The sequence below is a fragment of the Cellulophaga sp. 3_MG-2023 genome, assembly GCF_030546975.1.
Lineage (GTDB): Bacteria > Bacteroidota > Bacteroidia > Flavobacteriales > Flavobacteriaceae > Cellulophaga.
The window spans coordinates 89,670-111,288 of record NZ_JAUOPS010000007.1 but is presented as its reverse complement, the minus strand read 5'-3'; the positions used below and the strand labels follow the sequence as shown (position 1 = coordinate 111,288).

Genomic DNA, 21,619 nt, shown 5'->3' with positions numbered 1-21,619 from the left:
TTTGTAAATAACCACTTTAGACCAATTAAAATGAAAAAAGTAAAGCTGTTTTTAATATATGTATTGTTTGCAGGTATTTTTATGATGCAGGCTCAATTAGAAAAAACAAATTTTAAAAATAAAGGTATTGTTAGTTTAGAAACCGGATATACTATTACTAAGGTACGTACTGCTATAAATAAAAATAAAAGCTATGTAGTAGCTACTACTTTTGAAGGTGCTGTTTTAGGTGTTTCTTATGATGGTAAAGTGCTTTGGGAAAATAAATTATCTGGTTTTATGAACCATGATATATGGAGTAAAGATATAAATGGTGATGGCGTAGATGAAATAGTAACAGCTAATGCAGATGGCACTATTTATTGTTTAAATAGCAAAGGTAAATTACTTTGGAAGTTTAAAAAGAATTCTGCTCCAATGTATGCTGTATGTGTTATTAAAAAAGAGGGTAAAGCATATGTTGTTGCTGGTGGTTTTGATAAAAGTATTTATTACATATCATCAACCGGAGAAATGGTTAAAGAGATAAAATCATCAACCTATTCTATAGAAAAGCCTTGGGCAAAGTTCAAAAAAGACTTGCCGGAAAGTAATGTGTCTACAGCTAATTTTTTAAGGCCAATACCTCAAAAAAATGGTGATGATGTTTTAGCTGTTTTAGGTACTAATAATCATATGAATGTACCAGGAACAATGTATTTATTTAATGCGTTGGAAAACCTGCCTTTTAGAAAAGACAAAATAGCCATAAAAGGTAAAAGAGTACGTGTTATAGGTTCTTTTACAGTAGAAGATTACGCTACTAAAGGAGAGCAAATGGTTATATTAGGTACCTCTGCACATTCTAATGATAGTGCTATTTTATTATACAATCCGCAAACGGGTAAAGTAACATATCATAAAAATACTAAAATACCTTTTGGGTATGATGTTACACATACTGTAACTATTAAAGAAAACAATAAGACGCTCTTTTTAACACGTGTTAGAAATCAAATTAGGTTGTTAGACCTTAATTTAAATGAAAAAAAGGTAGAGCGTATTATAGGTAAATATGCGTATAACGACCTGTGGAAAGATCCCAAAACAGGCTATATTATTTTAGCTAGTGCCCAGAGTGGAGGTAGTAGTATTCATATTATAAATACAAAAAGTAAGTCTTGGAAAAAAGACTTTGAAAAGTTAACACCTCCAGGAAAAATAGAATCGATAATAGCAAATACAAAGGCAACAAGAGCAGATTTACAAAAATACACGCCAGTAAAAACAAAAAGAAAACAATTACCAGTGTATTTAATGACAGAGAAGGTGCCTTCTACATTGGAGTCTCTTAAAACTGAAATAGAGAAAAAATACCCAAGCCCTGTGTTTTTAAATTCTAAACATTTACCAGAGGTAGAAAATTGGGATAGATCTAGTTTAACAAATGAAAAATTTAGAAAAAAACGAGATCGTAGAAAAAAATATGTTTTAAGTCAACAACAAGCAGTAGACTTAATTGCCAAAGAGTATAACAATGCTCCGGGTTTGGCATATTGGGCTGGTCATGGCAACGATCCGTATATGTTTAGTTTAGCTACCACTAAAAAAGTTTTAGATGCTGCTAATGGTAAAAAAACGGTTCTTATTTACCCAGAGATGGAAGACCACTCTGAGGATCTTAATTTTATGGTTAATAATTTATTGTATCCGCTGGCAACCTACGCTAAAGATAAAAATGCTAATATATTTTTACGTTCTAAAAACGTATTTTGGTTGGGGTCTAATTACTTAGATGCTTGGTCTGGCTTAATGTCTGGTACTTATGCAGATGTTTTTGTACCTGCTATGGAAGAAACTACAGATAAAACTATGGAACTTAGTTTAGTTGGTAGAACTGGTATGTGGGCAAGTGGTGCTGTAAACTCTTGGGGTACACGTGCTGTACCAGACAATACTGCTTTTGATAGATCTAGGCAGTATGGTTCTCAGCAATTACCAAATCATTTTTTAAGAATGCTAATTTTTCATACAGCAAACGGTGCGCAATACATAAATAACTTTGCAGTAGACCAAGAGTATGTAAGTGTGTACTGGGAGTTAATAGCTAAAGGGGTTTTATTTGTTCCTAAAAGAGAAGAAATAGTAAGTTTTTCTCCTGTGCATTTAAGTATGAAATCTCCTGACGAGCATTTTTTAGATGATGGTTCTAATGTAAAATGGACTATAAAATACAATGAAGAATTTGAAAAAAACAACCCTTTTGTTTTTAGTAGAATGAATGGTTCTTGGCCTGGTGCTCCCGTAACAGAATGGGATTTTTCTAACTATGCAGCAGGTGTAAATGAGCGTAGGTTAAACTTTTTAGCGCCTTATAATAATGGTCTAGTTTTAATTACACCACCACAACAAGGTGTTTTTGCTGCTAAAAATGTAGCTAGAGGTTCATTAGAATCTTATTTACACCCTTTGTATAAAAATATAACTAAAGAGTATATAACAGATGGTAAGTCTTACTTTTCTAAAGATGGTAAGCAAACATACTCAGCAGATACATACTATAAAACAGTAGAAAAATCTATAAAAGAAAGCGCTAAGCTTTTACCTATTACTGTAACAGGAGATGTTGCATGGGTAGTTGCACAAATTGCACCAAAAACACTTAGGATAACACTTATAGATAGTGGGTATTTAAACCCAAGTAATAAGCAAGCTACAGTAAAATTTAATACAGTTACACCAGTAAAAATAACAGACGTTTTAAACAAAGAAACTTTTCAGGTTAAAGCTGAAAATGCCTCAACAACAATTAATATTCCTTTAGGTTTATTTCGTTTTATAGATGTAGAGCTCACCAAAGAGTTAAAATAAGATTTGCTTAAGATAATATTGTGTTTATTATTTAGAGCTACATTTTATTTATTTACAAGTACAACAAAAGTTAGTCTCATAATTAAGTTTACATTAAGCTAAACCTTAAAAAATTTAATTATGAGAATTGTAAAATTCACGTTACTACTATGTGCTTTGTGTTTTATAACTACAGCAGTTGCGCAGGATAAAGAAGCTAAAACTAAAAAGAAATTTGGTTGGATAGATACCAATAAGGATAATGCAATAGATTTAGCAGAAATGATTGCATTTTACAAAGACAAGACAAATAAAAAAGGGAATAAAATTGATGCCGAATTACTGTTTCTGGGCTTAGACGCAGACGCAAATAATAGCATTACCCTAAAAGAGCTTGGTCAAAAAGTAAATTGGAAAGCAGCAAAAGAAAAAAGAAAAAAGAAAAGCTAATAATAAGTAGTCGTAATATCTTCAGTAAAAAATAGTAATGTCAATTTATATCCTTATCAAATGAAGCGTGTATTAAAAAGGGTGACTTTTATAGCTTTTAGTGTTTTACTATTTGTTAGTTGCAACTCAAAAAAGAACAATAAAATAACAGATAATAAAGTAGCAAATGTAGTTGCTAACCCAGCATCACCAAATATAATTTTGTTTGTAGCAGATGATCATGGTATAGATGCTTTGGGTGCTTACGGTAATACTGTTATAAAAACGCCAAATTTAGATAAACTAGCTACAGAAGGTACAAAGTACACAAATGCATATTGCACAAGTGCTAGTTGTGCAGCAAGTAGATCTGTGATATTAACAGGTAAGTTTGGGCACGCAACAGGCTCTTATGGGCACGTACATGATTACCATCATTTTAGTACGTATGATTCTATTACATCGTTACCTGTTTTGTTAAATAAAGCAGGCTACACAACAGCTCGTATTGGCAAGTACCACGTTGCACCAGAAAAAGTATATCATTTTAATACGGTTTTAGAGGCTAACCCAAGAAATACTGTAGAAATGGCAGATAAATGTGCAAGCGTGTTAAAATCGGATAAACCATTTTTTCTGTATTTCTGTACAGATGATCCACACCGTGGACAACCTTTTACTCCAGAAGAATGGGATGTTCCTAACAGTTTTGGAAACAAAAAAGAAGGGTATAAAGATGTAGAAACTGTAACCTATAATCCAAATGATGTTTTGGTGCCATCTTTTTTGCCAGATACAAAACAGACAAGAGAAGAAATTGCGCAATACTACCAAAGTATTTCTAGAATAGATCAGGGTTTTGGTAAGCTTATGGCTATGTTAAAAGCAGAAGGTAAAGAAAAAAATACAATTGTTATTTATATTTCAGATAACGGTATGGCGTTTCCAGGAGCAAAAACATCAGTACATGAACCAGGAATTAAATTGCCTTGTATTATAAAAGACCCAACTGTTAAAAAAACAAATGTTACAAGTAGTGCAATGGTTTCATGGGTAGACTTAACGCCAACTATTTTAGATATGGCTAAGGTAAACTACAATAAAAACAAGTTTCACGGTTCTTCTTTTAAATCTACAATTGGTAAAAAGGAAGCAAAAGATTTTAATGAGATTTATGCTTCTCATACATTTCATGAAATTACAATGTACTACCCAATGCGTGTGGTTAGGAGTAACAATTACAAACTTATTTGGAACATAGCTTACCGTTTAGAGTATCCTTTTGCATCAGATCTTTGGGCATCTTCTACGTGGCAAAGTGTGTACAGAACTCACCAAGAGTACTTTGGACCTAAAAAAGTACAAGACTTTTTGTTTAGACCAGAGTTTGAGCTTTATGATTTAGATAAAGACCCTAATGAGTTAAACAATTTAGCAGGTAAAGAAGCTTATAAAAACACATTAGAAAACTTAAAAAGTAAGCTTAAAAGTTTTCAAACAAAAACATCAGATCCTTGGAAAATTATGTGGAACCATGATGCATCCTTACAAGGAACTGGTGTAAACTTATAATTAAATTGTAGATGAATAAAATATCAAAATTACTACTTGTATTTCTTTTAGCTTTTAGCAACATTTATGCTGTAGAGACTATACATATTAAGTACTCTAACCAAGATATGACTTACACTGTAAGGCAGGCTATAGAGAATGCAAAAGAAAAAGACATTGAGTTGATTTTTGAAAAAGGGGATTATACTTTTTTAACAGATTATGCCGTAGGTAAATACCTTTATGTAACCAATCACGGAAACGGATTTAAAAAAATAATTTTCAATTTTGAAGGCTTTAATTCTGTTGTTATAAACGGCAACAATTCTAAATTTGTATTTCGTGGTCAAACAGCTCCTTTTGTTTTTGAAGGATGCAAAAAAATAGAAGTTAAAAATGTAAAATTAGATTGGGACATTCCTTTTAGTTTTCAGGGTGATGTTGTTGCCGTTAATAAAGAGGAACATTGGTACGAGCTTAAGCCATATACTAAAGGTTTTTCTTGGAAATTGGTTAAAGGAAGAATTGAGTTTCCTGGTATTAATAATTTTAATTTCTCATCATTAGGAAGTTCTTTGCCTCACAATAAAAAAACAAAAGCTGTAGCTTACGGAGCCTGGGATTCATCATTAAAATCTAATTTTGTTGAAGAGAAAGCAGACGGAGTGCTTCGTTTTTATCAATATAATTTAAAGAAATTTCCAAGAGTAGGTAGTGTTCTTCAATCTAAAGGGGATAAAAAAAACAACCGTTATGCACCTGCATTTTTAGCTCGTAATTCTAAAGATATTATTTTTAATAATGTTGTAATTCATCACGCTTTAGGAATGGGTTTTTTGTTTGAGAGATCAGAAAATATCAAAATAATAAACAGTGGTATTTATATAGAAGAAGACTCTGACCGTGTTATGTCTATTGTTGCAGATGCTACTCATTTTGCAAATTGTAAAGGAGATATACTTATTGAAAATTGCCGTTTTGAAGGTATGTATGATGATGGTACAAATGTACACGGAACGTATGTAGAGGTAAATAAAATATTAGATACAAAAACAGTACGTGTAGCATTAAAACACAACCAGCAATACGGATTTAAATTTGCAGGAGTAGGAGATGAGGTTTGGTTTATAAAAGCACCAAGTCCTGCTAGAAAAGAAATAAATACAGTTACTGCAGTTAAGGTAATTAACGACCATTACACAGACCTTACTTTTAAAAATGATATAGCTACAGATCTTAAAATTGGCGATATTTTAGAAAACAAGACCTGGAATCCTAGTTTTACAATGCGTGGTAATACTATACAAGACCATAGAGCAAGAAATATAATTATTAAAACTCCTAAGAAAATAGTAATAGAAAATAACAATTTATCATCTATGATGTCTTCTATTATGCTACGTGGAGAAACTTTTTATTGGTTTGAGTCTGGTAATGTAGAGGACGTAATTATTAGAAATAATTACTTTGTAGACTGTGCTTATGCAGGATCTGAACACGCAATTTTAAAAGTCTCACCAAGATTAGGAAAAACATTTAGTGCCACTAATTTATATGATAGAAACATTGTTTTTGAAAACAATACTATAGAGACGTTTGGTAATCGTATTATTTGGGCAGACCGTGTAGATGGTTTAAAAATATCTAAAAATACCATAAAGCAAACAACTACTTTTAAACCACAATTTCCTAATGCTTATTTGTTTGATCTGATAAACTGTAACAATGTAGAAATTGATAATAATACATACAATGGTACTGTAACTAATGGGATACAGGCAGATAAAACATCACAAAAAACATTAAAAGTAAAGAAAAATAAAGGCTTTAAATATGAAAAATAGAAATAGCATATTAATAGTGTTTTTTTGCTTGTTTTCTTTTTTACTACAAGCGCAAAGCTTAGAAGAGGTTGCAAAAACTAAAATAGCAACCCTTAAAAAGTTGCGTAATAAAGCAAAAAAGAAAGGTATAGATGTTTTAAAAGAAGATGCTACCATAAGAACAGCAGAAATATTTTTAAAATATGCCAATTGGGATGAGCAACATATAAAGGCAAATGAAAAAGCATTTTCACTAGTTAAAATTTACGCAGACAAAGCCGAAGAAATGGCAGAAGATTTACCAAACTTTGAGCGTAATGATGTTATTAAAATGCTAGACGAATCTATAAGTTATATAAAGTTACTTTTAGATAAAAAAGTGTTTAGGACTGCTAGTCCAAAAGTAGATTGGTCTAATGTAAAAGTGAGTAAAGATGAATTGCTTTTTAATAATAAACCTGTTTTTTTAGCGGACTATACTTGGAAACCAAATACAGCAGAACTAAATGAATACCATGGAAACCAAGACGGTTTTTTTATAACTCCGTCTTATGTAACTAAAGAAGATGGCACAATAAGCTTACCAAAAATGAAAGAGTTGGTTGCTAAACCAACTGGTAGTTTAGGCTTTATATTTTTAAATCATAAAACCACACCTAATTGGGCTAAAACAAAATACGGAGAAGATTTTGTAATGCGTACCAATACATATACGGCATATGATATAGATAACCCAGGGGCTAAAGAAATACAGCAAAAATTATTAAGTGGTATTGTCCCAATTACAGCTGGTAAAAACTACTCTGGTTTAGGGTATATGCTGTGTAATGAACCTCATTTTTTTACCCAAAAAACAGGAGATAAACTAGCTTGGGCTTCGGGACCAGTTTCTTCTTATACAATAGATAAGTTTAGAGTATGGTTGCAAAAAAAGCATATTTCTATTGATAAATTAAACAACTTATGGCAAACTAATTTTAAAGATTTTAATGCTGTAACCATACAAATACCAATAGATACTAGTTTACGTGGTACACCTATGTGGTATGATTGGTCTTTGTTTAATATGCATAGGGTTACAGAATGGTATACTTTTTTAAAGGAAGAAATTTTAAAGTATGATGCAGCAGCAAAAGTCCATTTAAAAATTATGCCCAATTTATGGACAGATAATAAAAGAGTTCATGGTATAGATTTAGAAGCGTTAACAGATTTAAGCGGAATTATTGGTAACGATTCTGGAGCGGAAAATAATCATATGTGGGGGCCAAAAGAAGAATGGGAAGACCATTATGCGCTTAACTGGAGAGAGCTTTGTATGGGGTTTGATTTTATGAAATCTGTGAGTCCGTCTAAACTAAATTTTAATTCAGAATTACATTATTTGTCTACTACAAAGTCAAGAAACTTATACCAGGACCCTAAATATGCTAGAGCTACTTTTTGGTTAGCGCATACCTATGGGATGACGGCTAGTCAAATATGGTATTGGCCTAGAGAAGCAAATGGTGCCATATCAAAAAAAGCAACAAATGACAAAGGCTACGCGGGTAGCAATAATCAACAACCAAGAATAACAAATGAGGTTGCAACTACATTAATAGATTTAAATGCACACTCAGATTATATTATGGGGATGCAACGCCAAAGAAAGCCGTTGCGTATTTTTTATTCTAAATCTTCAGCAATAAATAAAGAGCATCACATGGATGATGTTTTTGAGCTTTACGAGTCGCTTCATTTTAACGGTACGCCACTTGGCTTTGCAACAAAAGACATTCTTAAAAAACAAAATGCAGCTAACTGGGATGCAATTTTGGTAAGTAAAACACAATTTATCACTCTAGAAGAACAAAAAGCATTACAAAACTATTTAGATAATGGTGGTGTTATAATTACAGATAAAGTTAGTTTAAACAAAGATGAGTATGGTAACGCTATTCCTAAATTAAAAAAGAGCAACGGTACTCTAATACTTTGCAATTCTTTAAATGATATTAACTCCTCTGCAATGAATTTTTTAAACAATAAAGATTTGTTGCCAAAAGTATTGGTAACAGAAACTAATAAATTGGGAGCTAAAGGTTGTGTTTGGAAAGTGATAAAGAACAAAGAAGGAGCATATATCCTATCTGTGGTAAACCTTGGTAAAACAGACGCAACTTTAAAAATTGATTTTAAGGGTGCTAAAAAAGGCGTTGTTTGCAAAGATTTGTTAAAGGGAATACCAGTTAGTTCTGCTCCTGTTTTAAAGCCTTACGAAGTTTTTTATGTTCAAGTCTCAGAAGTAAAATAAATTATATGTTTAGAGTGAGAAATAATTTTAAGTTGCTGGTAATGTGTATTTTATGCATTAGTGCCGTATCTGCCCAAAATAAAGTAAATATTGTTTTATTAGCAGGACAATCTAATATGGCAGGTGCTGGTAATTATGATGAATTAAGTCCTAAAATTAAAAAACAAATAGAAGTTGCATCTAATACGGTACGCTTAAGTTTTAATGGTGAGGAGGCAAAACCACTATCTTATTACAATAATACACCTAGTGAAAAATATAATTTTAAAAACCGATTTGGACCAGAGTTATTGCTAGGAGTAACTTTAGCAGAAAAGTATCCAGACCAAGAATTTTTATTAGTAAAAAGGTCTATGGGCGGCACTGCACTGTATGGTGCTTGGAGTCCTAACTGGACCCTGCAAAAATCTGAAGCTGTAGAAAAAGGAGAAAAGAAGCATCATCTAAAATTATACAGTGCCCATATACAAGATATTAAAGAAAACATTAGTCTACTTAAAAATGAAGGTAAAGCATACAAGATCCTAGGTTTGTGTTGGATGCAAGGTGAGAATGATGCTGCTAAAGAGGTTGCTGCAAGGAGTTATAAAGCAAACTTAAAAAAGTTACACAATGCTTATAAAAGAGATTTACACTTAGAAAAATTGCCATTTGTTATAGGACAAATTAACTCTACCTATGGCAGATTTAAAGAAGGTCCAGAAATGGTTAGACAAGCAATGATAGATTTTTGTAAAGAAAACAATAATGCTGTTCTTTTAAAAACAACCACAAACAGAAAATGGAAAGACTACCCTAAACACGCAGATAATGTACATTATAACACAGAAGGGCAAAAACGTTTAGGTATTGCTTTTGGTAGAAAAATTATAAAATTAAATAAATAAGAAAATAGAAAAAATGAAAAAAATAATTTTATCACTTTATTTATTAGGGTTTATATGCTTATTTGGATGTAAATCTAAAGAGCAGATTGCTGTAAAAAAACCAAATATACTTTGGATAGTTGCAGAAGACTTGTCTCCATTTATGGGGTGTTATGGCGATTCTATTAATATTGGACATACACCTGTAATAGATAAATTTGCAAAAGACGGAGTATTATTTACTCGTGCATATGCCACAGCTCCAGTATGTTCTGCAAGTAGATCTGCCTTAATTACTGGTGTTATGCAAACAACTACAGGAACACATAACCATAGATCTAGCAGAACTACCGATGGAGAAGTTGTACCAGAAGAACTTAGAATTAATTTACCAGAAGGAATGAAGACTATTCCGGAGTTAATGAAAGATGCTGGATATTTTGTTTTTAATTCTGGTAAAGACGATTATAATTTTCATTACAATCGTAAAGCCTTGTATGCAGTAGGTAATGAAAAGGATTATAAACCAGGAATGAACGGCTGGCAAGGAAACAAAGCAGTTAATTACATGTCTGTTACCGATGGAGTTTGGAGTGCAAGAAAAGATAAAAACCAACCATGGTTTGGACAGGTACAAATAATGGGAGGAAAAAAAGATGCTAAATATGTGCGCGATGGTGAAAAGCTGGCAGATAATGATGTGCCTCTACCGCCTTATTTTCCAGATATTCCATCGCAGAGAAAAGCTTGGACAGAACATTATAATGCCAATAGGGGATCTGATGTTACTGTAGAAAAGATTTTAAAACAGTTGGAAAAAGATGGAGAATTAGAGAATACAATTATATTTTTCTTTTCCGATCATGGAAGTAATTCTTCTTTACGTCATAAACAATTTTGTTACGAAGGCGGAATGCTAGTACCATTAATGATTAAAGGTAACCATCCTGCAATACATGCTGGTACAGTTAGTAATGACTTAGTTTCACTTTTAGATGTATCTGCAACTACCCTTGCCATGGGAGGAGTTTCTTTGCCAAAATATTTAGATGGGCAAGATTTATTAGCAAAAGATTACAATGCCCCAGAATATGTTATTGGAGCAAGAGATAGATGTGATTATACTATAGATAGGATAAGAACCGTAGTATCTAAAGACTTTAGATATATTCGTAATTATTTCCCAGAAAGACCAATGTTACAAGCGGGTTATAGAGATAATAAACCAATAGTAAAAGATTTTAAAAAATTACATAAAGAAGGTAAATTAACCCCATATCAAGAAGAACATTGGTTTGGTATACGCCCAAAGGAAGAGTTGTATAATTTAAAACAGGATCCGCACCAGATGAATAATTTAGCTGAAAAATTAGAATACGCAGCTGTTCTTGCAGAACACAGAACTGAATTAGAAAATTGGATACAAAATACAGACGATAAGGGGCAATACCCAGAAGATGTTAAACAGTTAAAAGCAACCTATGATTTATGGAAGGATAGACCAAGGTTTAAAGATGCTAAAGTAAATCCTGAATATGATCAATTTAAATTAAAATAATATATGATAGAGATACATTTAAAAAAAAATGTTTTTAGGCATCCCATTGTAGCCTGCTTTTTTATTGCTTTTTTAGCTTTTTCTTGTAAAGAAAGACCAGAAACTAAAGGCAAAGAGGTAGCACAACAAACAGAAAGTAAAAAACCAAATATTGTTTTTATTTTGGTTGATGATCTAGGGTATGCAGATGTTGGTTTTAACGGATCTAACTATTATGAAACTCCAAATTTAGATGCCTTGGCAAAAGAAAGTTTGGTGTTAGATAATGCCTATATGTACCCAACGTGCTCACCATCTAGAACTGCAATTTTTACAGGTAAACAGTCTTTTAGAACTGGTGTTTACACTGTGCCAGTTTTAGAAAAAGGTACTGCAGAAGAAAATATTTTTTCTAGGTGGACAGTTGGTAAGGAGCATACCATTTTTGCAGAACCATTAGCAGATGCTGGCTACAAGGCAATACACATTGGTAAATGGCATATTGTAGGTCCTTATCCAGAAAAGGAAAGAGCAATGACGTTTCCTATACAACAGAAACTTACTCAACCAGATCCGGGAGATTATAGTTGGGTGGCAAAACATAAAACACCAGAAATACAGCAGTACTACCCAGAAGGTCGTGGTTTTATAAAAAATGTAGCGGGTACTTACCGTGGAGATCCTGCTTTGGAACCTGGCGGATATAAAAGCGTAGGTGGTGGTTATATAGCACCATTTAGCAATCCGTTTATAGAACAAAAGCCAACAGATGAATGGCTTACAGACAGGTTAACAGATGAAGCTATTGAGTTTATTGGAGATCATAAAAATGAACCTTTCTTTATAAATTTAGATTATTATGCAGTGCACGCACCTGTTAGAAAACGTAATGAAGAGTTGTATCAAAAATACTTAAATAAAGAGGTAGATTCTGTTACAGGGCAAGGTATTGCTGCTAAAATAAAAAGAAAAGAACATTATGCTGGTTATGCATCTATGGTAGAATCTGTAGACGATAACGTTGCCAGAATTGTAAAATACTTGGATGATAATGGCCTTAGAGAAAATACAATGATAATTTTAACATCAGATAACGGGTATAATGGCGGACAAAGTAAAAATGATTTACTACGTGGTGCTAAAGGTTATATTTATGAAGGCGGAATAAAAGTACCTGCTTTGGTAAACTGGCCAGGTAAAGTAGAGGCAAGAAGAAGTAAAGAAGCCATAACTGCGTTAGATTTTTTCCCTACGTTTTTAGACGTCGCTGGTATAAAAAATTATAGCGGTGAGTTAGATGGTAATTCTATTACTCCAATTTTTACTAAAGATGATGAGCAATTTACAAATCGTCCTTTATTTTGGCATTTGGCTAGCCAATGGAAACACGGTACTTGTTCTGTAATCAGAAAAAACAACTACAAGTTAATTCAGTTTTTAGCAGATGGTAAGTTAGAGTTGTACAACTTAAATGATGACCCGTCTGAGTCTACTAACTTAGTAGATTCTAATAAAGATATTGCCAATACAATGTTAGCAGAATTGGTACAATGGCGTAAACAAAATAAGGTGCCATTACCTCCAAATTCGGTTTTAGAGTTTTAAAATATTTTACATACAAATAAGAAATACATCCTTGTTAGCGCAGTAAAATGTGATAACAAGGATTTTATTTGTTTAATAAAGCCTGAAACTTATCTACAAAAAGACCAACGTGGTAGCCATCTACTAGGCCATGATGCGCGTGTATAGAGACAGACATTGTTTTTGTATTGTCTGTAGTTATTATTTTTCCAAAAGATATTTTAGGGCAACTGTCTGGATATTTGTAGTTTCTTGCATGAGACATACTACTAAAGTTTAACCACGGTAAAGCAGAAAAATGTATTACGTTAATTTTGTCATCTTCACCAGGAAATAAGCTTGTAGATTCTTGTACCTTCTTTATCACTTTTAAAGCGTTATTTCTAAAAGTAATTTCATCTTCATTATAATTTACAAAAGAAAAACCAAAAGTATTGTCTGGTCTACTTATGGTTGGTGATGCGTTTATAGTATCAAATAAATACACCTTATCATCTATAATTCTATATTTAAAATTTTCAATTTGGTTTGCAGCTTCTAATGCACGGTATAAATAATAAAGAAAAAAAGACGTGTTTTGTTCTTTTGCTTTTTTGTATGCTACAGTACAATCTATGGTAACAGTAATACCAAAAAATGGCTCATCAAACTTAGAAAAAAAATTATAATGATCTTTTCTATTCCACTCATTAATGGCAATCAAAGTCTTTGTCATACTAAAAAATTTAGGTAAAAATAATAAAGATAAATGGTAATTAGCGCTTGTAAATAAACAAATGGTACGCATAACTACATTATAATTACGCACCAAAACATTTCTTTTTATAAGAACTAGTAATTTGTTCCTGTAAATAATACAGACCAACATTTTAGCATTATATAATGGAAAGAAGAAAGTTTTTTAAAACAAGTACAAAAGGAGTATTAGCAGCTAGTATGTTACCAATAGTAGGAGAACTAACAGCACAAACATCAAACACAGAAGATGTAGCTGCTCCTAATTGGAATACAGATGCAAACGGACAACAATTTCATTTAAATAGAAAAAAAACAATTACAGCAGATGTGGTTGTAGTAGGTGCAGGTATGGCAGGTATTTGTGCAGCAGTATCTTCTGCTAGAATGGGTAATAAAACAGTTTTAATACAAGACAGGCCAGTACTTGGTGGTAATGCTTCTAGTGAAATTAGAGTAACCGTGAACGGTGTACAGAGCTTAAAAAATAAACATATTGTAGAAAGAGAAACAGGTGTTTTAGAAGAAATGCTTATTGAAAACTGGTACTTTAATGAACAAGAATCTTACCCTGTTTGGGATCATGTACTTTATGACTTTGTTAAAAGAGAAAAGAATTTAGAGTTGTTTTTAAATACACAAGCTTATGATGTCGTTAAAGATGGCGATAAAATAAAATCTGTTTTTGCTAGACAAACCACAACAGAAATGGCATATACATTTAATGCAGATGTATTTATAGATTCTTCTGGTGATGGTTTAATGGCTGCTATGGCAGGTGCAGAGTACAGAATTGGTAGAGAAGGCAAAGAGGAATTTGGAGAATCTTTTGCCCCAGATGTGCCAGATAATTGGGTAATGGGAGATTGTATTATGATGGTGACTAAGGATATGGGTAGACCTATAAAATTTAATCCGCCAGCATATGCAATTCCTTTTGATGCCGAGACTGCTTTTAAAGACAAGCACCGTAAAATTAAACAAGTTAAAGAAGGCTTTTGGTGGGTAGAAATTGGTAGCAATAATGATATTATTGGAGAAAGAGAAGAAATAAAACACAAACTGCTAGCGCGTTTTTATGGTGTTTGGGATCATATAAAAAATTCGGGTAATTTTCCTGAAGCAGAAAATATAGCTTTAGATTGGATAGGTTCTGTGCCAGGGCGTAGAGAATCTCGCAGGTTTATGGGAGATTATATTTTAACGCAACCAGATATGGAAGAATACCGCCACTTTAATGATACTGTTGCCTATGGTGGCTGGTCTTTAGATGAGCATTGCCCTGGAGGAATAGAGAATTTAACCGAGCCAGCTAGTTATTTTCATTCTAGGTTTAAGCAAGTTTATGAGATTCCTTTTCGTTGTTTATACTCTAAAAATGTAAGTAATTTAATGATGGCTGGTCGTAATGTTAGTGTATCACATATGGCGTTATCATCATCACGTATTATTGCTACTTGTGCATTAATGGGGCAAGCAGTAGGTACGGCCTCTGCATTGTGTGTACAACATAAAGTTACACCTAGAGAAATAGGTAAAAAGTACATAAACGACTTGCAAGAACAGTTGTTAAGAGACGACTCTTACCTGCCAAACAGACCAGCAAATGATAAAAACGATAAGGCTAAACTGGCAAGTGCAATTTTTGGTTCTTCTACAATTTCTGGTGATGTAAAAAACTTAGTAGATGGTGTTGGTAGAGATGAGGTAGAAAAAATACACCATTGGCAAGCAGACGGTTTACAAGCAGAATTGCAGTTAGAGTGGAAAAAGAATATAGAATTATCTAGCGTAGAGTTTAAGTTTGATACCAATTTGCAACGTAAAATGATGATGCACAAAAATCCGGCAAAGAATAAAGGTCAGGTTATTGGTGTACCACCAGAATTGGTGAAATCTTTTAAAATTGAAGCAAGAGAAAAAGGGAGTTGGAAAACCATAGCAGAAGTTAAAGACAACAGAACACGTTTGGTGAAAGTTAATTTTAGTACATTAAAAACCAATGCAATACGTGTTACTTTTAATGATACGTATGGTGATCCTAATATCAAACTTTTTGAAGTTCGTTGTTATTAATGTTTATAAGATATACCTACATAATTACAGTTGTTTTTTTAGCACTTTTATTTACTGATAAAAGTGCTAAAAGGCACTTAGTACAGTCTAAAAACGAAATAAAGCACCATATAAAAGTTCACCACCCTGGTAAAGGACAAAATAATATTGAAGATGCAGTACTTGTAGAAGTAAAAGGCAAAAATAACTTAGCAGTATCTTATTATATGGATGTAGAATCTGTAATTTGTTATGAGAATCTGTGTAAAATTGTTCCTGTGCGTATTATTTGGAACACCATTGGAGAGTATCAAGAATATGAATTAGCAAAAGGTGTAGCCTTAGAAAAGTATGAAGGAGAACCATACACAGAAGAGGATTATATTAAAACGCAAAAAATACTTTTAGATATTGACTCTCCTTTTAAGAGTATTAGAATTGATGAAATTTTAACCACTGTAAAATCTCACGATATTGTAGATGCTGTTGCTGGTGAAACTTTGTTAGAGCTAAATAAAGAAGACACGGTAGATGGTGCTTCTTTAACTTGTTATACACTTTGGCATTGGGCACATGGTGCAGTAGTAGAAAAAATAAAAGAGGTAACAGCTTCTAATTTTTCAAGCAAGGAATATGTTGCTTATTTAAATAGTGGTAATCTTCAAAAACAATTGTTTGCTATAACTCAGCTAGAGAATCAGAAAATCTATACTAAAAGCATAGTAGAAGCTGTAAAAAAACAAACATTAGTTAATGATCAGTTAATTCGTTCTTCTGTTCAATATCTAGAAAAAAACAATTCTTCAGTATACTTATCTACTTTAAAAACATTTATAACAAAAGGCAACTCTAAGCTTAAAATTGCAGTGCTAAACTCTTTATTGCATTCTAATTTAGAGTTAAGTAGCACATATTTAGCAGATGTAAGCTTAATTTTATCATCAAAGGTAACGTACCAAGAAATGTCTTTATTTTTACGTTTATTGCAAAAAAACAATGCTGCTGTAAGTAAACAAGTCTTAAACAAATTAATGCCATTATTGCAAAAAGATATTCTAATATCTAGAAACGTTTATTGGTTTTTACAAGATAAGAACTTAACTGCATCACAAAAAAATATACTTGCCAGCTTTGCCAAAAAACATAAAAATCAACTTTAAAAAACCAGTATGATCTCTTTTGTAATTTGTGTAGTAATTTTAGTACTTGGTTATTTTATATATGGTAGCTATGTAGAAAAACAATTTGGCATAGATGTAAACCGTAAAACGCCAGCAATAACAAAGGAAGATGGTGTAGATTTTGTACCGCTAAAGCTAGGTAAAATATTTTTAATTCAGTTTTTAAATATAGCAGGTTTAGGACCTATTTTTGGTGCTATATCTGGTGCGCTTTGGGGACCAGTAGCTTTTTTGTGGATTACCTTTGGGTGTATTTTTGGAGGCGTAGTACATGATTACTTTTCCGGAATGTTGTCTATACGTCATGGCGGACAAAGTATACCAGAAATAGTAGGCAAGTATTTGGGCAATGGCGTTAAACATTTTATGAGAATTTTTGCCGTGGTACTACTAGTTTTAGTAGGTGTTGTTTTTGTAAAAGGACCAGCAAGTATATTGCAAGAGCTTACAGGTATTAGCGCATCTACAATGGTTATAATTATATTTTTATACTACATTTTAGCAACTATGATACCTATAGACAAGCTTATTGGTAAAGTATACCCATTGTTTGGATTATCTTTATTACTTATGGCTTTTGGCTTATTTGGAGCATTAATTTTTCAAGATTTTACTATTCCAGAAATTAGTTTTGCTACTTTACAAAATATGCACTCAGATCCAGATATATTTCCTGTATTTCCGTTAGTGTTTGTTACTATTGCGTGCGGAGCAATATCTGGTTTTCATGCAACACAATCGCCTTTAATGGCACGTTGTATTTCTAATGAAGCAGATGGGAAAAAGGTATTTGCTGGTGCAATGGTTACAGAGGGTATTATAGCCTTAATTTGGGCAGCAGTGGCAATGTCGTTTTTTGGTGGTGTTAGTCAGTTGGGAGAGACAATGGCACAAGATGGCCATAATGCAGCTTGGGTGGTAAATATAATATGCAATACTATGCTAGGTAAAGTAGGTGGTATTTTAGCTGTATTTGGAGTAGTAGCAGCACCAATAACATCTGGTGATACAGCCTTTAGAAGTGCACGCTTAACAATTGCAGATTCATTTAAAATAAATCAAACTAAACTGTCTAAAAGATTGTTAGTTACCATTCCGCTTTTTGTTATTGCTGTGGTACTTACTAAGGTAGATTTTGCTATTATTTGGCGTTATTTTGGTTGGTCTAATCAGGTAATGGCAACTATAGTTTTATGGGCAGCAGCAGTATATATGAAAAATAAGGGTAAAAAAACGTGGTTTATAATTTTACCTGCCGCATTTATGTCTGCCGTAGTAACTACATACATATTGGTAGCACCAGAAGGTTTTATGTTAAACTACACCTTGTCATATAGTATAGGTATACTGGTATCTATAGGGGTAACCGTTTTATTTTATGCCAAAAAAACAATAATACGCAGTACATAGTACTATTTTTATACTCACTTTCTTATAGCTAATAATACTGTATTTATAATTAGATTTTTGTTTTAATTATCTAGCAAACAGTCTTTTGTACTAATATGCACATATTATTTACCATTGAATACAAAAAAAAATAGAAAGTCAATACCTTCGATATTAGAAATAACATCAAATTAACAATACGTGTTAATAGATGTTTAATTTTTAAAACAACTAAAACTTAAAAATGAAAAAAAACAAACTCAAAAACGCTACAAAGTGGAAGCTGCCACTTTATGTGTTGCTGTTGTTGGTTGGTATTAGTGCTTATGGGCAAAAAACAACCATAACAGGTGTTATTAGTTCTACAGATGATGGTATGCCATTGTTAGGGGCTAATGTGTTAGTAAAGGGTACAACTATAGGTGTTGTATCAGATTTTGACGGTAACTATAGTATTAGCGCGCCTAGTGACGCTACTACTTTAGTATTCTCTTATATTGGTTTTAAAACTAAGGAGGTTGCAATTAACGGGCAAACAGCTATAAATGTGTCATTAGAATTAGATGCTGCTCAGTTAGATGAGGTTGTAATTATTGGTTACGGTACATCTACCAAAAGAAAAATGGTAGGCGCTGTATCTACCTTAGATACAGAAAAGTTAGAGCAAACTCCGTATATGAATGTTGGTGAGGCATTGCAAGGTCAAGTTGCAGGTCTTATTGTACAAAACAATGGAGGTGGCCCAGGAGCTTCACCGTCTGTATCTATTCGTGGTGGTGGCAGTCCACTATACGTAATAGATGGTGTTATTTTAGGAGAACAAGATTTTAACGCCATTAACTCAAACGATATAGAATCTATTAGTTTCTTAAAAGATGCTTCTGCAACTGCCGTTTACGGTTCTAGAGCAGGTAATGGTATTGTGCTGGTTACAACAAAAAGAGGTAAGGATGGTAAAATGAATATCAACTACTCTTACAACTACCAAATTAGTGAACCTACAATTTTACCAGAGCAAATGAACTCTTACCAGTACGCACAAGTACAAAATAGAGCAAGTGCTTATGAAGGTTTACCGGTACCATATTCTGATGCACAATTAGAAACAATACGTACGCATGCAGATTTAGATACTTACCCAGATAATAATTGGTTAGACTTAACATTAAAGAATTTTGCACCAGAGCAACGCCATAATTTATCTTTAAATGGAGGTAATGAAAAGGCAAACTATTTTGTTTCTTTAGGATATGTAGACCAAGGAGGAATTTTAAAAGAAGATGTTGTAAACTACGAGCGTTTTAATATTAGAAGTAACCTAACCTCTAATTTTGAAAAGCTAGGTTTAGAAGTAGGCTTAAATGTAAATGCAAGTTTAGAAAAATACCAAGAGCCTTACCCAGGAATGTTTAGTATTTGGCGCGCTGTAAACCAAAATACAAGTGCATTGTACAGAGGTTATAATTTAGACGGTACACTTGCAGGTGGTGGTAACGGAGACAATCCATTAGCATTAATAGATCCGGATGCAGGTTATAATAGAACAAGAGATAAATTTATAAACACACAGTTAAGTCTTAAGTGGCAAGTACCTGGTGTAGAAGGTTTAAAACTTGGAGCAATGGCCAACTACAGAGATGGTGATGGTTGGGGCAAATTATGGGAGTACAATGTACCACTTTATATGCAAGACGGTTCTATAGCACCACAAAAAGCACCAGCATTAAGTCAATCTTCATATTACAACACCAGTACTTATTTAGAAACAAGCATATCTTACGGTCGTACTTTTGGCGTACACGGTATAGATGCAACTTTTGTATACAACAGAGCTAGTAATTTTGCAGCAAACCTAGCAGCATCTCGTAGAGATTATATTTCTGGAGCAGTAGACCAATTATTTGCAGGGCCAGCAATTGGTAAAGATAATGATGGTAGTGAAAGAGAAGGTGCCAATGCAGGTTATGTATTTAGATTAAAGTACGATTATGATTATAAGTACATTTTAGAATTAAGTGGTCGTTATGATGGTAACGATAATTTTTCAGAAAAGAAACGTTGGGGATTTTTTCCGGCATTTTCATTTGCGTGGAATGTTACAGAGGAAGATTTTATGCAATCACTTAAAGAAAAAAACATAATAAATTCTTTAAAACTAAGATCATCTTACGGTAAAACAGGGGTAACACAAGGTGTAAATAGGTTTGGTTATATTCCTGTTTATAATTTAGAAGCTAGTGCTTATACTATTGGTGATGCTCTAGTAAATGGTTATTCTGAAGGTAACTTGGTAAAACCAGACGAGCTTACTTGGTATACAAGAGAATCTTTTAACTATGGTTTAGATTTTTCATCAATGGGTGATAAGTTAAGCGGTACTATAGAATATTTTAATTACAAAACTACTGGCTTTTTAGTAAGTCCAAAAAATGTGTATTCTCAGCCATTAGGTAAAGATTTACCACAGGTAAGGTCTAACTCTGCACAGCGTAGAGCAGGTTTTGAGCTTGGTTTAAGGTACAAAGGTGGTAAAGGAACAGATTTTCAGTATGAGGTTGGTGCCAATTACTCGTATTTTGATCAGTTATGGGAACAGTTAGATACAGAAGACCAGGCTACTTTATACAACCCTTACACAAGACAAACACACCGTACAGATTACTGGCAAGGTGGTGCAGTTTACCAAACAGATGGTTTATACCAAGGTGGTCAAGACCTTATAAATAATCCTAGGTTATTGGGTTCTACACAAACACAAGGCGGAGATATACGTTATGTAGACTCTAACGGAGATGGTAAAGTAGATGAGCAAGATAAAAGGTTGCTAGGAAAATCTTCTATACCACACGGAACTTACGGTATAGATTTTAAACTTAAATACAAAGGTTGGTCTATGTCTGGTTTGTTCCAAGGAACAGGAGATAGGTACATTGGTTTTGATCGTTTTATAGCAGCAGAGGCCAAAAGGTTAACGTATGTGTACCAGTTAGATTATTGGACGCCAGATAACCCAAATGCATTGTATCCTAGACCAACAACTAGTGTTGGTGTTAATGGTGGTAATAATGATATTATTAGTAACCCATCAGACTATTTCTTAAAAAATGCAAAATACTTTAGACTTAAAAACCTTCAGCTTGGGTACGATTTTAAAAAGACATTGTTAGCAGATGCAAAAGGCTTATCAACATTTAGAATGTTTATTAACGGAACCAATTTGTTTACTGTATCTCCAGTAAAAGATTTTTTTGATCCAGAACAAGTACAAGGCAATGCAGGTATTGTAGGTTACGGTTACCCAGTACAACGTACATACTCATTGGGTTTAACTGTTGGATTTTAAT

The 21,619-nt window shown here is 33.0% G+C and carries 13 protein-coding genes; 12 read left to right on the top strand and 1 reads right to left on the bottom strand.

What is annotated here, in order from left to right; genetic code table 11:
- Positions 1-30: 30 nt before the first annotated feature.
- The 8 genes from Q4487_RS15085 to Q4487_RS15050 all read left to right on the top strand — a co-directional run bounded on the left by Q4487_RS15085 (position 31) and on the right by Q4487_RS15050 (position 12,936).
- A complete protein-coding gene (locus Q4487_RS15085) occupies positions 31-2,850 on the top strand; it encodes a PQQ-binding-like beta-propeller repeat protein (RefSeq protein WP_303544094.1) in 2,820 nt (939 codons plus the stop codon).
- Between the two features lie 120 nt (positions 2,851-2,970).
- Positions 2,971-3,279, top strand: coding sequence for a hypothetical protein (locus tag Q4487_RS15080; protein WP_303544097.1), 309 nt, complete (start codon positions 2,971-2,973; stop codon positions 3,277-3,279).
- A gap of 60 nt (positions 3,280-3,339) precedes the next feature.
- Entirely contained in the window at positions 3,340-4,830 is a 1,491-nt protein-coding gene (locus Q4487_RS15075) for a sulfatase (RefSeq protein WP_303544099.1), read from the top strand.
- A gap of 11 nt (positions 4,831-4,841) precedes the next feature.
- The gene (locus Q4487_RS15070) at positions 4,842-6,653 is read left to right on the top strand and encodes a right-handed parallel beta-helix repeat-containing protein (RefSeq protein WP_303544102.1); all 1,812 of its coding nucleotides are present in this window, start codon (positions 4,842-4,844) and stop codon (positions 6,651-6,653) included.
- Positions 6,643-8,928 carry a beta-galactosidase gene (locus Q4487_RS15065; protein WP_303544105.1) on the top strand — a complete coding sequence of 762 codons (2,286 nt, stop codon included), beginning with the start codon at positions 6,643-6,645 and terminating at the stop codon, positions 8,926-8,928. The genes Q4487_RS15070 and Q4487_RS15065 overlap by 11 nt, the downstream gene beginning before the upstream one ends.
- A gap of 5 nt (positions 8,929-8,933) precedes the next feature.
- Complete coding sequence (locus Q4487_RS15060) at positions 8,934-9,815, top strand: sialate O-acetylesterase (RefSeq protein ID WP_303544108.1); 882 nt, start codon at positions 8,934-8,936, stop codon at positions 9,813-9,815.
- A 13-nt stretch (positions 9,816-9,828) separates the two neighbouring features.
- Positions 9,829-11,352, top strand: a complete 1,524-nt coding sequence (locus Q4487_RS15055; RefSeq protein WP_303544111.1) for a sulfatase — start codon at positions 9,829-9,831, stop codon at positions 11,350-11,352.
- 3 nt (positions 11,353-11,355) lie between these two features.
- The gene (locus Q4487_RS15050; RefSeq protein WP_303544114.1) at positions 11,356-12,936 is read left to right on the top strand and encodes a sulfatase; all 1,581 of its coding nucleotides are present in this window, start codon (positions 11,356-11,358) and stop codon (positions 12,934-12,936) included.
- Positions 12,937-13,000: 64 nt separating this feature from the next.
- Here the strand turns inward: Q4487_RS15050 and Q4487_RS15045 are convergent, their stop codons facing one another.
- The gene (locus tag Q4487_RS15045; RefSeq protein ID WP_303544117.1) at positions 13,001-13,630 is read right to left on the bottom strand and encodes a chloramphenicol acetyltransferase; all 630 of its coding nucleotides are present in this window, start codon (positions 13,628-13,630) and stop codon (positions 13,001-13,003) included.
- Between the two features lie 167 nt (positions 13,631-13,797).
- Here Q4487_RS15045 and Q4487_RS15040 point away from each other — a divergent pair, with 167 nt between their 5' ends.
- The 4 genes from Q4487_RS15040 to Q4487_RS15025 all read left to right on the top strand — a co-directional run bounded on the left by Q4487_RS15040 (position 13,798) and on the right by Q4487_RS15025 (position 21,618).
- Complete coding sequence (locus tag Q4487_RS15040; RefSeq protein ID WP_303544120.1) at positions 13,798-15,726, top strand: FAD-dependent oxidoreductase; 1,929 nt, start codon at positions 13,798-13,800, stop codon at positions 15,724-15,726.
- Positions 15,726-16,865, top strand: a complete 1,140-nt coding sequence (locus Q4487_RS15035) for a hypothetical protein (protein ID WP_303544122.1) — start codon at positions 15,726-15,728, stop codon at positions 16,863-16,865. The genes Q4487_RS15040 and Q4487_RS15035 overlap by 1 nt, the downstream gene beginning before the upstream one ends.
- 9 nt (positions 16,866-16,874) lie before the next feature.
- Positions 16,875-18,296 (top strand): carbon starvation protein A, encoded by a 1,422-nt coding sequence (locus tag Q4487_RS15030; RefSeq protein WP_303544125.1) that lies wholly within the window; start codon positions 16,875-16,877, stop codon positions 18,294-18,296.
- 223 nt (positions 18,297-18,519) lie between these two features.
- Entirely contained in the window at positions 18,520-21,618 is a 3,099-nt protein-coding gene (locus Q4487_RS15025) for a TonB-dependent receptor (RefSeq protein WP_100896513.1), read from the top strand.
- The last annotated feature ends 1 nt before the right edge of the window (position 21,619 follow it).